General features: G+C 69.3%; 14 protein-coding genes. 7 read left to right on the forward strand and 7 right to left on the reverse strand.

What is annotated here, in order from left to right:
* Positions 1–55: 55 nt before the first annotated feature.
* The 5 genes from ABD858_RS00110 to ABD858_RS00135 all read right to left on the reverse strand — a co-directional run bounded on the left by ABD858_RS00110 (position 56) and on the right by ABD858_RS00135 (position 5,450).
* The gene (locus ABD858_RS00110) at positions 56–448 is read right to left on the reverse strand and encodes a DUF6262 family protein (protein WP_345033598.1); all 393 of its coding nucleotides are present in this window, start codon (positions 446–448) and stop codon (positions 56–58) included.
* On the reverse strand, positions 438–2,699 hold the full coding sequence (locus ABD858_RS00115; RefSeq protein WP_345033600.1) for a tyrosine-type recombinase/integrase: 2,262 nt from the start codon (positions 2,697–2,699) through the stop codon (positions 438–440). The genes ABD858_RS00110 and ABD858_RS00115 overlap by 11 nt, the downstream gene beginning before the upstream one ends.
* Positions 2,696–3,802, reverse strand: a complete 1,107-nt coding sequence (locus ABD858_RS00120; protein ID WP_345033601.1) for a site-specific integrase — start codon at positions 3,800–3,802, stop codon at positions 2,696–2,698. Before ABD858_RS00120 ends, ABD858_RS00115 begins: the two co-directional genes overlap by 4 nt.
* Before the next feature lie 230 nt (positions 3,803–4,032).
* Positions 4,033–4,542, reverse strand: coding sequence for a hypothetical protein (locus ABD858_RS00130; RefSeq protein WP_345033603.1), 510 nt, complete (start codon positions 4,540–4,542; stop codon positions 4,033–4,035).
* Positions 4,539–5,450: an arginase family protein gene (locus ABD858_RS00135; protein ID WP_345033605.1), complete on the reverse strand. Its 912-nt coding sequence runs from the start codon at positions 5,448–5,450 to the stop codon at positions 4,539–4,541. The genes ABD858_RS00130 and ABD858_RS00135 overlap by 4 nt, the downstream gene beginning before the upstream one ends.
* Positions 5,451–5,543: 93 nt before the next feature.
* Between ABD858_RS00135 and ABD858_RS00140 the strand changes: the two genes are divergently transcribed.
* The 3 genes from ABD858_RS00140 to ABD858_RS00150 all read left to right on the forward strand — a co-directional run bounded on the left by ABD858_RS00140 (position 5,544) and on the right by ABD858_RS00150 (position 6,970).
* Positions 5,544–6,212, forward strand: a complete 669-nt coding sequence (locus tag ABD858_RS00140) for a CGNR zinc finger domain-containing protein (protein WP_345033608.1) — start codon at positions 5,544–5,546, stop codon at positions 6,210–6,212.
* Between the two features lie 113 nt (positions 6,213–6,325).
* Complete coding sequence (locus ABD858_RS00145; RefSeq protein WP_345033609.1) at positions 6,326–6,553, forward strand: AAA family ATPase; 228 nt, start codon at positions 6,326–6,328, stop codon at positions 6,551–6,553.
* 93 nt (positions 6,554–6,646) lie between these two features.
* Positions 6,647–6,970: a CU044_2847 family protein gene (locus ABD858_RS00150; RefSeq protein ID WP_345033611.1), complete on the forward strand. Its 324-nt coding sequence runs from the start codon at positions 6,647–6,649 to the stop codon at positions 6,968–6,970.
* Between the two features lie 455 nt (positions 6,971–7,425).
* Here ABD858_RS00150 and ABD858_RS00155 read toward each other — a convergent pair whose 3' ends face one another.
* Positions 7,426–8,577 carry a hypothetical protein gene (locus ABD858_RS00155; RefSeq protein WP_345033612.1) on the reverse strand — a complete coding sequence of 384 codons (1,152 nt, stop codon included), beginning with the start codon at positions 8,575–8,577 and terminating at the stop codon, positions 7,426–7,428.
* Between the two features lie 332 nt (positions 8,578–8,909).
* Entirely contained in the window at positions 8,910–10,127 is a 1,218-nt protein-coding gene (locus ABD858_RS00160) for an MFS transporter (RefSeq protein WP_345033613.1), read from the reverse strand.
* Between the two features lie 54 nt (positions 10,128–10,181).
* Here ABD858_RS00160 and ABD858_RS00165 point away from each other — a divergent pair, with 54 nt between their 5' ends.
* The 4 genes from ABD858_RS00165 to ABD858_RS00180 all read left to right on the forward strand — a co-directional run bounded on the left by ABD858_RS00165 (position 10,182) and on the right by ABD858_RS00180 (position 13,714).
* A complete protein-coding gene (locus ABD858_RS00165; protein ID WP_345033614.1) occupies positions 10,182–10,721 on the forward strand; it encodes a CGNR zinc finger domain-containing protein in 540 nt (179 codons plus the stop codon).
* A 135-nt stretch (positions 10,722–10,856) separates the two neighbouring features.
* Positions 10,857–10,988 carry a hypothetical protein gene (locus tag ABD858_RS00170; RefSeq protein WP_345033616.1) on the forward strand — a complete coding sequence of 44 codons (132 nt, stop codon included), beginning with the start codon at positions 10,857–10,859 and terminating at the stop codon, positions 10,986–10,988.
* A 712-nt stretch (positions 10,989–11,700) separates the two neighbouring features.
* Complete coding sequence (locus tag ABD858_RS00175) at positions 11,701–12,321, forward strand: glycoside hydrolase domain-containing protein (protein WP_345033617.1); 621 nt, start codon at positions 11,701–11,703, stop codon at positions 12,319–12,321.
* A 511-nt stretch (positions 12,322–12,832) separates the two neighbouring features.
* Positions 12,833–13,714: an SAM-dependent methyltransferase gene (locus ABD858_RS00180; RefSeq protein ID WP_345033619.1), complete on the forward strand. Its 882-nt coding sequence runs from the start codon at positions 12,833–12,835 to the stop codon at positions 13,712–13,714.
* The last annotated feature ends 14 nt before the right edge of the window (positions 13,715–13,728 follow it).

The following is a 13,728-nucleotide window of genomic DNA, read 5'->3' on the forward strand; positions in this document are numbered from 1 at the left end:
GCTCCCGCACAGTCCTCCAGATCGACTGCAAACCCGCCAGATGAAGCGCAACGTCTCACGAGCGCGTAGTTGAGGCTCGCTGCTCGCCGAGCGCGTGAGCAAGTTGCCGACGCAGGCGCTGGTTATCCTCGGTGAGTTGCCGGTTCCGTTCCAGGGCGGCCTCCAGGCGAGCGTGAAGCGAGGCGTCGGAGGAGCGCTGGGCGGCGGGAATCGGTGGTGAGGGAGAACGTCCGATGGCGTCACGGAGCCGTTCGATCTCGGCGCGGATGTCGGGCTGGGAGTACAGCCACGAACGTGAGACGCCCGCGCGACGGGCGACACCCTCGAAGGACACCGGGGCTCCGGTGCGGTCGAGTTCGCGCAGTGCCTGGATGGCCTTGGACCGCGTCAGTTCGTGCCGCTTGCGGGCGGCGGTGACGAGCGGTGCAGCGCTGGTCTCAGGAGGCATCAGCGTCCGCCTCACCGGTGCCTGGCTGCCCGTCGTCTTCAAGCGTTGTGATGATCTTCTCCAGGTTGTCGGCGACCTGCCTGTTCATCTCCACGAGCCGCTTCTGCCCACGGGCTTCGGCAGCGGAGATGATCTGCAGGGTCTGCTGGCGCTGTTCACGGTGCTGGGGCAGGAACTCGGCGGTCGTGATGAACATCGGGCAGGTCAGACACGAGTTGGCGTGCGGGCAGGACTGCACCATCGGTAGTCCGCAGTAGCCGTTGGGCAGGGCCTGCGTAGCCCGGGAGAGTCTCTGTTTGGCCCAGGCCGCCTCCGCGAGAGGGCCGGCTGGGTCCAGGGCAACGGTCTCGCCTTGGGCGTTGACCTTGCGAGCCTTCTCCCAGTGCCGACGGACGGTGTTGTCCGACAGCCGCGCGTAGTGGGCGGTCATCTGGGCCGAGGTGTGATCAAGGATCTGACGGACGACCTCCTGCGGTACGTCCTTGTTGATCAGCCTGGTGCCCAGGGTATGCCGGAACTGATGCGGGGTGATGTGTGCTGGTCGACCCAACTCGTCGCGGGTTGCGCAGCGTTGGAGCCATTCGGCCAGCGAGATCCGGTAGCCGGAGGTGCTGATCGGTCTGTCACCGCGGAGGTTCGCGTCGGCGCGGGGGAAGAGGACCGACACCCCCTCGGGCCGCTCTTCCAGGATTCGGCGCTGGTGGTCACGGAGCTGTTGTTCGAGTTCTTCGTCGATGGGGACCAGTGCCTCGCGCTTCATCTTGTGGTTGAAGTAGCGCAGGTAGGGGGCGCCTTCGGCATCATGGACGACGGGGTCGAGCGGCAGGTTGATGGCGTCGGTGATGCGCAACCCACAACGCATGAGGACGAGCGTGATCAGCCGTCGTGCGGGGTCCTGCCAGCGGGCGAGGTTGGCGGGGTCTTCCAGCTGGGCCATGACATGCTCGGCCACGGATCGGGGCAGCAGGGGCGGCGGCGTGGGGTAGTCCTCGGGGACGAAGGCCGCATTGCCCGGCAGTGCCTCGTCCCAGCGGTGCACGCGGATCGTGCGCAGGAAGGTGTTCAGGTTGCTGATGTGCGCGTTGTGTGTGCTGCGGCCGCCCATCGCAGCATGGAGATCTGCCAGGTAGCGTTCGAGCAGGGCGCGGTCGACTTGGGCGAGTCCGGTCACCTCTGCCGGGAGGAACGCGGAGAACCGGGCGACCATGCGCACTCCCGCGCGTACGGTGCTGGCGCTGATGCCGCCGGACAGCCGCCAGCGTGCCCAGCGCTTGGCCAGATCCCGCAGCCAGGGCTGGGTGATCTCCTCGAAGGTGATCGTCGATGTGTGCGAGTGGACGATGCCGAGATTGCGCAGCCGCCAGACGGGGCGGGGGTATTCCGCCTCCCAGCCGCGACCGTATACCAGTTCCTCGATGCGTCGGCGGGCGCCAAGAAGGAAAGTGCCCCAGCCCGTGGCCCAGTTGCCGGTCGGACCGCGGAAGGTCTTCCAGAACTCTTCCGGCTCGTCGAGAAGAGACCGGACCTGGGCGTCGGCGAGGGCGTTGACGAGGCGCTGGGCCCATGCGGGCCTGATCTTCTTGGTGGCTTCGTCATGGCGGCACTGCAGCGCGTACTGCATCTCCAGGCGTAGCTGCATGGGCAGTCTGCGCAGGTCGATGTGCTCGGACCCGCCGGGTCCGCTCTCCTCGTAGGAGGCGGTGAAGTCCTCGATGTCGGGGCGTCCGAGCGCCTTCCAGCGGCCGTCGTGTCCCGTGCAGAACACCGAGGTTCCCCTCACCCACAGGTCGCAGTAGCTGATCCGGCAGACCTCGGGCAGCGGTGACGGAACGGGCAGCGGAGCCGTGGAGGTCTGCCATGCCGTCATCGGCGGGCTCCCACACCGCTTCCACTGCCGCCAGTGGCGTTGACACATGCCGTGGCTGTGGAGTCCGTAGCGGCAGCCGTCGACCGCACAAGCGTCCAGCAGCCGGTGTCCGACCCAGCGTGCGGGCGTGGTCACAAGGAACGTCTCCAGCTCGGGCCTGCCTTCGCGGGTCCAGCGCACCGAGTGCCCCCAGCACATGCGGTTGCTGCGGGCCGGTCGGTCGCACCCCTCGACGGCGCAGGCAGGACCGCCGAAGACTGGGTGGCGGGGGTCGAAGACCAGGTCGTTTTGCCGGAACTCAGGGCGAATCGCGGACATGAGCTTCTCCAGCAGGCCCGCAGGCCGGGGAGGACGGTCCTCGTGCGGATTTGGGACGGCGTTCACAACTGCACCTCCGTGCCCCGGAACCAGCCGGCCTTCTCCAGGACGCGGCGGGCGTCCTCGACGGTCAGATGCCCGTAAACCGCCGACGTCGTGGTGACCGAGGAATGTCCGAGCAGCTTCGAGACGACCTCGATCGGGACCCCGTCACGCAGTGCCCGGGTGGCCGCGGTGTGCCGGCACCAGTGCGGGTCGAAGGCGATGCCGGTGCGGCGCCGCAGCCGGAGCACCAGGTCGTAGACGGCCGGATAGGACAGGGCCTGTCCGCGCGGCTCAGCGAAGAGGTTCACGAACACGTAGTCGCTGTCGAGATCTCCGTACTCGGCGTGCAGGTAGTCGCTCCACAGCCGCAGCAGCTCGGCGCTGACCGGGATGGATCTCTGCTCGCGCGACTTCGACCTGGCCCGGTTGGCGTTGTTCCGGGGAACGACCGTGACTTCCCGCTCGGCTGCGGCGATGTCGGCATGCCGCAGGCCGAGGGCCTCGCCGATCCGCATCCCGGTCTCATGGAGCAGAGCGAACAGGAAGCGGTCACGCAGGTGATCGCAGGCGTCCAGGATGGCCTGCATCTCCGCCGTCGTAAGCACGCGCGGCAGCTTCTTCGGGACCTTCAGCGAGATCGTTCGCCGAGGCTGGGGCCGGCCGGGGCTGATGTGGTGCAGGAACGGCTTCCAGCCGCCCCGGCGTCCGGGCGGCTGCAGGGTCGTCAGCAGATCACCGACATCGACACCGTGTCGCAACTGGTGGGCGTAGAACGCGGACAGTGCCGACAGCTTGCGGTTGACCGTGGACGCGCTGACGTGCGGCTCCACCGAGGGCAGCACCGCGATCTGCCCCTTGCGGCCCGACGGCGGCAGCTGCAGCCAGACGACGTACTCACCCAGGTCCTCCAGGCGGACCTCACGCCAGTCCAGTCCCCGGTGGGCCAGGAACGTCCAGTAGTCCTTGAGGTCGTAGGCGTACGCCCTGACGGTGTTGGGCGATCTGTCGACGTCCGTCAGATAGGCCAGGTAGCGCTCGATCGGCTCCACGGGAACGTCGTCGTCCCCCAGCACCGTCCACGAGTCCACCCGCACCGTCGGCAACACGACACGCTGTACGAGCATGGCGCCTCCCCTTCATCAACGTCATGGATGAAGCGGGAGATAACCACGTCACAACCACAGATCACACGGCTTCCGGCAGCCTTGCTGAACATCGAGGACAGGCGCCGGAAGGCTTGAGATAATCGCCGAGCTGCAGCATGAACTGATCGTGGCGAACACCAGCGACGGGCTCGCCTCCGCGCGGGCTCGGGGGCGGGTCGGCGGGCGCCGGCCTGGCCATTGCATCGCTCTCACCGCAGGCGGCGGGCGTTGACCTCTTGGTCGAGCCGCCAGGTGTGTCCGCCGTCGGGCGATCGTTCGTTTCGCCAGTGGAAAGTGTCGGCGGTGATGTCGGTGAAGGTCCAGCGGACGAGGTCGCTGCCAGCGGCGCGTTCCATGACGATCTCATCGTCGATCTGGCGGGCGTACATGTGCACCAGGTCACCGCGGGCGGTGCCGTGGAAGGTGAACCGCCACAGTTGCAGGCGCGGATCCCAGATTCGCACGCACAGGCCGCACTCCTGGTCCGAAGAGCGACCCGTGGCGGGGAGTTCATCGCGCCCGGGCCATTGCCAGACATCCAGGACTGCTCTGCCCTCCAGGGCGTAGCCGAACTCCCATTCGCCGCCGACTCGGCTGGCCGGTAAGCCGTCGGTGGGGTAGTAGGTGATCTGGGTCGCCCAGTGTCCGGCCAGGCGTCCGAACTGCTCCATCTCGGTCGCGTACAGGTTGCTGGGGCCGTCGGCGAGCAGCGTCTTCATGCGTGCGCCTCCACGGTCGCAAGCGGGGTCAGGGCGGAGGCGAGACAGTCGACGATGGGAGCGGCGTACACGCCGTCCGGGTCGAGTTCCGGATCGTAGATAGCGACGTCGAGCCCCACCACCCGGCCGGTGCCGACCAGGGTCGAGACGAGTTCGGTGAGCTGGGAGAAGTCCAGGCCGGGACGGCCCGGAGAGTCCACCGCGGGCAGGACGCGTTCGTCGAGCACATCGAGGTCGAGGTGGAGCCAGACGCGGTCCAGCCCACGCCGCTGCAGGCGGCTGATGACCCGCTCGCCCAGATCGGCGATGCCGATCTGCTGGATCTCCTGGGCGGTGAACCGGGTGACCGGAAGTATCTCCTCGTCCTCCCGGTCACCGATCTGGACCACGTCCTCGTCGGCAACCAGCGGCCGGCCCACCGCCGGCCAGTGGGTGAGCAGCAGCTCACCGCGGCCGGTGGCCAGGGCCAGATCCATTCCGGCCACCGAGCCGAGGGACGAACCGACGTCGTAGTTGCCGGGGTGCCGGAAGTCGCTGTGCCCGTCGAGGTGAACCAGGCCGCAGCGTCCGTCGCGCCGGGTCCCCAGCAGGCACCCCAGCAGGATGCTGCAGTCGCCGCCCAGCACGACCGCGAACCGGGAGGCGGCGAGTGCGGCCTGGACCGCCTCGCCAAGCCGCAGCGTGTGCTCGCGGACGGCCACCCCGTTGCGGATGCGGGTGGCCGGCTGCGCGTCGAACTCGTACAGCGGACGGTCGAGCTCCACCACCCGGGCCGGCCGCAGCCGTGCTTCCAACCCCGCCGACAGCAGCGCTTGCGGGGCCCGCCACGTTCCGGGCTCGCGCCCAGGCGCGGGCGGTCGCAGGCCGAGATTCCAGGGGGCCGCTATGAGCTCAACGGCAGCAGCCATGGCCGTCTCCTTTCAGCCGCGAAGCATTCCAACTGGATAACATCAGTACACTGGTTGGATGGAACGAGGCAAGCCCATGAAAGGCGGTCATGCGTGACGGGAACCATCCAGGCTCACACCTTCAGGCCCCGTGACCTGATCGGCGGGCACATCGTCATCGACCTGGTGAACACGGTCACGGCTCGTGACGCGGAGCCGATCGACTGGCTCGACGGTTACCCGCGCCTGCTGGAGTGGGCCGCCCTCACTGGTCAGTTCGACCCCGCCGCCCTCACGGCCTTGCAGCGGCTGGCCGAGACCGAGCCCGGCAACGCCGCGCTGGCCCTGGACCGCAGCCGCGAGCTGCGCGAGGCTCTGCACGATCTCATCACGGCACTGATCCACCAAGACGCTCCAGCCCCTGCAGAGGCGGTCGACCAGGTTGAGAATCATTGGAAGCACGCGGTCGCCAGTGCTCGCCTGACCGTCCGCGGGAACACGCCGCAGCTCCAGGTCAGCGTCGAGACCTCGGGGCTTGAGTACCTCAACCACGAACTCGCCCTGCAGGCGTTCGACCTGCTTCGGTCACTGCCGCTGGAACGCACCCGCGTCTGCCCTGGTCTGCGATGCGGCTGGGTGTTCATCGACAGCTCCCGAGGCGGCCGGCGTCGCTGGTGCGATATGGCCACCTGCGGGAACTCCGCCAAAGGCCGAACCCACTACCAGCGGAAACGACAAACCGCGAGCCAACAGGGCCACCACCAGCCGCCCAACGACCAGTAGATTCAAACATCCCGTTACCGAGCCATCCGCCCGAGCCCGTGCCAAACGAGCCTGGCCGGGCCGAGCTACAGCCCGGCTGCTGAGTCGTCCGTGGCCACAGTCCGCAGCGGGCGGTGGCCCTTCTCGTCAAGCCGGGCCAGTTCGCGTTCGTAGTCGACGGTGATGGAGAACAGTCCGCCGCGGTGACCCGAGTGCTGACCGCCGGGCACGGCATCGACGCCATCGTCGGCGTCGCCGGCGCGGGCAAGTCCACGCGCATGGAGGCGTGCCGGATCGGCTGGGACGCCACCGGCTTCACGTACGCCGGACCACCCTCGCCGCGGTCGCCGCGAAAAACCTGACCGACGCCTCCGGTATCCCTGCCAAGACCGTGGCGGCCTGGCTCGGCGAGATCGAGAACCGGCGACGGGCTGCGCGATGTAGACGTCCTGGTCGTGGACGAGGCGACGATGGTCGATGACCGCGCCGCGGCCGTGCTGATTGCGCGGATGCCGCTGGAAGGCGGCGGGGCGATTCTGCTGGAAGAGGTGAAAAACACACCGGAGTTGGACGGGCCGGTGAAGGCGGGCCGGGTCGGTGACGCGGTACGTGAACTACCTCGGACATTGCAGCAGTCGCTGGTTCCAGTGCGCGACACGGCGCGGGCGGTTCTTGACCAGCTGCGACAGGCGGGTCCGCAGGAGGTGGAGGTGGAGTTCGGGGTGAATCTGTCCGCGAAGGCTGGAGCCGTCATCACCGCCGGCGCGCTGTCCATCTGAAGGTCCGCGTGGTGTGGGAGAGCAGTGACGCCGGGCAGGACGCTCGGTGAAGAACGCGGGGACGGTGGCAGGTTTCCCGGATGACGAGAGCAGTCTTGCCGGGGCAGGTGAGCCGTCTGTGTCCGTGTCGGTCTTCCAGGTACTCGCGTCGGACGGCGGTGCCGCTGGAGCAGGGTTCCTGGCCGGGGAGGAGCTGGAGACGTCGAGCAGGCGGGTGTATCCGTCGTCGGTGCTCAGGGCGGCCGTTCTTCCGTCGTCGGAAAGGTCCACCCGGTGGACCCTGGCCGGAGCGGTGTAGGAACCGGTCTTCTTGCGAGTCTGGACGTTCCAGAACTCCACGCGGGTGTCCCCGGCGGCCAACGCCAGGCACGGTGTCTTCACCCGACCGAGTGTGGGCTCCGGCCCTCTGGTTGTCTCAACTGCCTTGGACTCGCGCCTTTGACCGCGATGGGCCGCTACCGGGTGTGGAGTTGTTCGAAGCGTTGCTGAAGGAGCCGAAGCGCGGCTCGCTGGCGGCCTGGGACCCGGCGGCGCAGTGTGATCAGGGCCGGGGCCAGCGCGCGGGCGCGGTCCGGGTCTGGCAGGTGCTCCCACTGGTGGTGGGCGCGGTCGACGGCCGCTTCGACGTCGGGGTTGTTCGTGGTCTGCTGCTGTCGGTCCAGACGGGCGGTGGCGGCTTCCATCCACAACTCGCAGCTGCGTGGCGTGTCTCCGGCGAGACGGGCGAGGTCGGCTCGTACCTCCAGCCAGTGGATCGCCTGCTGCGAGCCGGGGCCGTACGTGCGTAGGGCCTCGCTCTCCCAGGTGGCCGCGATCGCGGCGGCCTCCCGGTGCCGTCCGGCCCGGGCGGCGGCCAGGATCGCCGGATGCGGGTCGCCGCCGGCGTCCGGTGCCGCGGGGTGGGCGGTGGGCCGCGGCGGGATCGGTGCTTGCTGCTGGGGCGTGGCCACGGTGGTGGGGGTGTCGTCGGCGGCCAGGAGCAGCGCGTCGCCGGGCCCGGCCTGGGTGGCGGCGTGTTCGTGCAGCTGGGCGAGCGGCGGCCGTGTCCCGCTGCGCCAGACATCGGTGCATGCCTTCAAGTAGGCGGGGGTGATGGTCGATCGGCGGGGCGGTGGTGGGGCGAGGCGGCCGTAGAGGCGGATGCCGTGTCCGAGGGTGAGGCCGTCGTGGTGCAGTTGTTGCCACGCGTCGGTGTCGGCGACCAGGTCCACGACCGCCGTGGTGGTGCCCGGGCGGCGCTTCTGCAGTTCGCCGGCCAGCCAGTGCCACGGCAGTGCGGTGTAGCGCAGCGTGGCGGGGGTCGTACGGGCGAGTGCAAGGTGAAGCCGGTGCTGCTTGTGGTCCAGGTGGAGTTGCCCGGCGAGATAGAGGGCGAGCGGACCCGGTGTGGCTGCTGCGGTGCGGATGCGGGTGAGGACGGTTTGCGCATCGACGGGATCGGCGAGTTCGACCACGGTCGGCGCGGACGTGCCGGTCAGCACGCTTGGCGGCACCGCCGCGAGCGCGGGCAGTACCGACGCCGCGTCGACCAAGCGGCCCTTGCCGACCGGAGCGGCTGCGAGCAGCAGCGCGGTCCCGGATCCCGAGTCTTCCCCTGTGATCACCACACCAGCACCGTAACCGCTTCCAGGACCGTTCCGGCGGGCGTGTCGTGAGACCGAGCGGGGCTGATCCAGCTCCCCCGGCCTCGGAGCCCCCGAGGCCGGAAGCAGGTCGATCTCCTGGGGACTGGTCGCGATGGCAAGCCCTGGCCGGGCTCGTACTTCGCCGGCTCAGTCGTCGGGACACCGATCAGCGTGCTGCGCCAGTACACCGAGCAGCAGAACCGACCGTTGCAGGTGGTGGACGCCGTTCCGCCCGGACGACGGAACGGCTTTCCCTGCCCTGCTCCGCAGGGACGGCGTTCACCACCGGGCTGAAGCCCGGCACCCCCGGCCGATTACCGGTGGCGTAGGTGTGTGCGCTCGCCCAGGAGCGACAGAGCGCCGATGACGATGGTGGTCAGTGTGCACGCGACGAAGGCGGTTCCGGATCCGGCGGTGTCGAGCAGGGCGGCGGCCATGAGGCCGGCGGCTCCGTAGCCCACTCCGGCTGCGGCGTACAGGACGGAGAAACCGGTTGCCCAGGCATGCTGAGGAAGACGTTGCTGGAGGGCGAGGTTGCGAATGACCATCAGCGGGCTGTAGAGCAGCCCGCCGATCGCAAAGGCGGCGGCGAAGATCCAGGGTTGCGTGGTAAGGCCGGGGAGAGTGAAGGCAGCGGCAAGGGCGGGGAGCAGGACGAGGCTCTGACTCAGGGGTGTCCCCGGCCAGCGGCGGCTGCCGTACAGGAGTCCGGCGATCACGCTGGCGACCGCGAATGCGGTCATGACGAGACCGGCCAGCGCGGGGGAAGAGCCGACGTCCTCCAGCCGGGCCGGGAGGACGACGTCGACGGTTCCGACAAGGAACATGATCGCTGCTGAGAGCAGCGCGGTGGGCCAGACACGTCGGAGAATCGCCGTTGTACGCAGCCACTCGTCCCCGGTTTCTCCGGGCGTCTCGGGGCGTGAAGCGGCGTGCGGGATCCGGTGTACGAAGAGCAGCGGGGCAGCAGAGGCGACGGCCATGGCGATGAGTGCGCCCGATGCCGAGAACCGAACGTACAGCAGGGAGGCCAACGGGGGCGCGACGGCCCAGGCAGCCTGGCTGAGAGAGCTTTCCAAACTCAGCGCGGTGGGACGTAGGTGCTCCGGGGTGATCGTCGAGAGCTGGGCCCGCATGCCGCCGGGGGCTCCCGCGGCAGCGGCGCCGGCCACGAAGGCCAAGGCCAGCAGGACGGGGACCGGGACCTGGCCGGCGCCGAGGGCGAGGGCGGTGAAGGCGAGGGCCTCGGTGCCGAGAGCCAGCCTGAGCTGGCCGACGAACGGCCGGCGGTCGAAGCGGCGGCCCATGACTGGAGCACCTGCGGCCTCGCCGAGCGCATGGATGGCGGCGAGCAGACCCCCGACGCTGAAGGACTGAGCCGAGTGGCCGAGGAAAACCAGCGCGAGGGGCGCCATGACGACAGGCGTGCGAACCAGGGCCGCAGCGATGTACCAGGTCCGGGTGCCCGGCAGGGACAGGACGCTGCGGAAGGTGCTCCGGAGGCTTTCCGCATCCAACGTGTTACCAGTCATAGGGATAGATGGTAAACGCCCTGCTCGGTCGTGTTTACCGCCTACTCTGATTGCATGGCGACGGCGACGATGACGAGTCCTGCTGTGGAGGAGCTGCGCGGCTTCCTGAACAGTTGGCTGATCCCGAACGACACCCGGATGCCGACCGAGACCCTGCCGGATCTGGCGGCGGACGCGGCGGCTTGGCGGCACACGTTCGCCAGGGTGCCGGTACCCCGTGGCTCGGATGACACGGCGGAACTGCTGCGACTGCGCGACGATCTGCGGGCCGATGTGGAGGAACACAGCTCGGCGCGGCTCGACGCGTGGCTGGAGCGATGTCCGCAGACGGCCCGAATCGAGAACGGGGAACTCGTCTTCCGCGGTGCCGCCACACCCCAGGGTGAGGTGCTGCGCATGGCTGCCGAGTTGGTGAATGAGAGGCGCTGGCGCCGGCTGCGTGCCTGCCCGGACTGCCGGTGGATCTTCTACGACCAGTCGCGCAACAACTCGCGTACCTGGTGCAGCATGTACGCCGGGGACAGCGGCCGCGCCTGCGGCAGCATCGCCAAGGTGAAGCGGATGCGTTCCCGCAAGGCCGCCCGGGCGACATGAGACCGGGCGTGCAGCATGTACGCCGCGGACAGCGTCCTGAAGGGCCCTGGTCCACAAGGGGCCCACGAGTACCCGTCCCATGGGTGGTGGACCGACCCGCCCCCGCCGTGGACGTCAGATCGTATGCTGGTCGCTATGGGAGACGCTCCGCACGAGGTCAGCGCATGGCGCCAGGGACGCAACCCGCAGCGCCGGAAAATCGGGGTACTCGGCTGGGCCTTGCTGGTCCTGCTCATGCTCGCACTGTCCACCCTGGGGCCGCGCTGACTCATGCCCCCGCGATGAGGCTGCCCCGGCACAGCGAAGATCTCCGAAGGGGACGCGGGTCGGCAGGCAGCGGCGCAGCCGGCCGAGCATGCGGGTGAACAGGTGCACACCAGTTGACAGTTCAGTTCCGGAACACTTCGCCACCCGGGGATCCGGGGAGCTCACCGGCGCCGCGTTCGTCCACTGCAGCCCACCCCACTCCGTTCCACCAGCCTGCCGCTCCCGCAACCGCCGAACCACGGCCCGCAGCAGGCCATCCGCCCCTGCACCCGGGCGTTCCCCGCATGGCCGGGGGCAGTGGGTCAGAGGGTGCCGAGCACCTTCCGCAGGACGTGGACTGGGCTTGCGCTGGTGGCCGTCACCCGATCGGCCGACGGCTGATGCCGCCTCTGCCGAACGTTGTTGGTGCTCCCGGGTCCGACGGCCTGCTCGGCCATCCAGATGCCGGCCTTTGCGGCCATGCCGGCGCCGGCTACGGGAGAATCGCGCACTGCTCTCAGGCCTGGCGGTGTTGCAGTACCGGCGTCGCGTGGCGGGCGAGCACGCCGCCCGCCGACAGGGACTCGTCGTCAGGGTGCGCAAAAACCGCGAGGAGGCTCGGAAGGGGCATCGCCGGGTCACCTTCCAGTGCAGGGAAGCCGGATGACAGGCCAGTGCAGGCTACTCCTCGTCGTCGACGCCCTCGGGGCATCCGGGTCGCAACGGGGTCGGCGTGCTCGTCTGGGCCCGCACAGACGGCAAGAACCGCGGCTGCGCCCAGCCCAACCTCACCGCCTCCTGGGTGAAGTCGGTCAACTCCATGGGCTGGAAGTTCATCCCGATCTACGTTGGCGCCCAGCCGCCGTGCCAGAACAGCCCGAATCCGGAGAGGCTCACGACCTCTGCCGCCGGATCCCTCGGCGCGAGCGACGCCACGGACGCGGTGGCCAAGGCGTCGGCCCTCGGTATGAAGGCCGACAGCCCGATCTTCCTCGACATGGAGCCGTACGACATCACCGACAAGGCGTGCAACGATGCCGTGCTGACCTATGTACGTGCCTTCACGAAGACGCTGCGTGCCAAGACCTACCGCAGCGGCTTCTACGGCTTCACCAGTTCCAGCGCCCAGGCCATAGCCACCGCGACCGATCGCACCGACCTGCCGGGCAACCTCTGGTACGCGCTGTGGGACAAGCAGTACACCACCACCACGGACTGGCCGTGGGGCGCCACCCAGTACACCGACCACAGCTACGGCCACCAGTACATGGTCAACAGCAAGGAGACGCACGGCGGTTACACCATCACCGTCGACCAGGACGCCTGGGACAGGCCCGTGGCGATCATCGGCTGACACTCCGGTGTGACTTCGTGGTCTTGGGTCGCCCGCCGGGGTTGGCGTCCCCGCCAACGCCGTCCGCATACCGGCTCGACTCCGCGACCCGCCGGTCGAGGAGCGTGCAGACCCGGCGAGCTCCGCAGACAAGGGGAAAGCGGGCGGCCACCGAGTCGACTGCGGGCACGGGCTCGGTCACACCGGGATCTCCCGCCGGGCCCCGTGACCAGACCCATCGCACTCCCGGAAAACCAACCCGGCACCATCAGTACCCGATGCCTTGGGAAACAGGGCCCTCGGTCGCCGCACTCTACCGCGCCCTCGCCGAAACCGAGCAGGCTGCTGCGAACGACGGCCCGCCCTTCAAGCCTGCCCGTCCGCATCCGCCGACCCGGGGTGGCGCGGGTTGCGCCCGGCCCAGCCGGTGTGCGTCGCGCGCCCCTGACTGCGCCCTTCCAGCGCCGTTGCCGGGCTCCCAGGCTGGTGCCCGCCAGTGGAACGACAGGGCGGCGCGTACAGGAGGGGCACCATGGAGAACCCGGTCGAGCAGGAGCTGTCTGCAACGGAGGTCGGGGCGTGGTACGACCGCTTCGGTGACCTGTACAGCCTGACGATGGGCGACAGCATGCACCTTGGCATGTGGGACGGCGGAGTTCGGCCCGACCCGGGCAGGGCGCTGTCTTCGGACGAGGCATGGCAGGAGCTGACCCAGGCGCAGGACCGCTGGACCGACGAGCTGATCAGCGAACTGGCCCTCGTCGGCGAAGGCCGGCGGGTACTGGACATCGGCTGCGGCACCGGCCGGCCCACCGTGCGCCTGGCCCGGACCACTGGTGTGCAGGCCACCGGCATCACCGCCAGCCGCACGCAGACCGCGCAGGCAGCTGAGCGCGCCGCCCGCGCCGGGCTCGCCGACCACATCGACTTCACCACCGGCGACGCAATGCACCTGCCCTTCCCCGACGCTTCCTTCGACGGCGCCTGGGCGATCGAGTCCTTCGCTCACTTCGCCGACCGCTTGCTCGCCCTGCGCGAGGCCTGGCGTGTCCTGCGCCCCGGCGGCCGGCTTGTCCTCGCCGACTGCTACGAGGCGTCCTCCTTCACCGACGAGGAGGTGCGCCTGTTCCGCACGGGCTTCGCGCTGCCCCGCCTGGCGCTCTCCCCCGGAGCCTACGCCGACCTCGCCCGCGAGGCCGGTTTCACCGTGGACCGCGTCCGCGACAAGACGGGCGAGTTCGGCCCCACCTACGACCTCATCTCCCTGGTCTACGCCGGCCGCCGCCCCCGTATCGCCGACCTCCTTGGCCCTGAGGCCGCATCCCAGCTCGACCTCGCCTACCCCCTCGTCCTGGAGCTTTGCCGTACCAAAATGGGCTACACCGCTGTCACCGCCACCAAACCCGGCTTCTGACCACCTTCACGGCA

The sequence above is a fragment of the Streptomyces sannanensis genome (assembly GCF_039536205.1).
GTDB lineage: Bacteria > Actinomycetota > Actinomycetes > Streptomycetales > Streptomycetaceae > Streptomyces > Streptomyces sannanensis.

Excerpts from the sequence above, each read along its gene's own strand:
- ABD858_RS00110 (WP_345033598.1), bottom strand. The coding sequence starts at position 448 with ATGCCTCCTGAGACCAGCGCTGCACCGCTCGTCACCGCCGCCCGCAAG.
- ABD858_RS00120 (WP_345033601.1), bottom strand. The coding sequence starts at position 3,802 with ATGCTCGTACAGCGTGTCGTGTTGCCGACGGTGCGGGTGGACTCGTGG.
- ABD858_RS00130 (WP_345033603.1), bottom strand. The coding sequence starts at position 4,542 with ATGAAGACGCTGCTCGCCGACGGCCCCAGCAACCTGTACGCGACCGAG.
- ABD858_RS00135 (WP_345033605.1), bottom strand. The coding sequence starts at position 5,450 with ATGGCTGCTGCCGTTGAGCTCATAGCGGCCCCCTGGAATCTCGGCCTG.
- ABD858_RS00160 (WP_345033613.1), bottom strand. The coding sequence starts at position 10,127 with ATGACTGGTAACACGTTGGATGCGGAAAGCCTCCGGAGCACCTTCCGC.
- ABD858_RS00165 (WP_345033614.1), top strand. The coding sequence starts at position 10,182 with ATGGCGACGGCGACGATGACGAGTCCTGCTGTGGAGGAGCTGCGCGGC.
- ABD858_RS00170 (WP_345033616.1), top strand. The coding sequence starts at position 10,857 with ATGGGAGACGCTCCGCACGAGGTCAGCGCATGGCGCCAGGGACGCAAC.
- ABD858_RS00180 (WP_345033619.1), top strand. The coding sequence starts at position 12,833 with ATGGAGAACCCGGTCGAGCAGGAGCTGTCTGCAACGGAGGTCGGGGCG.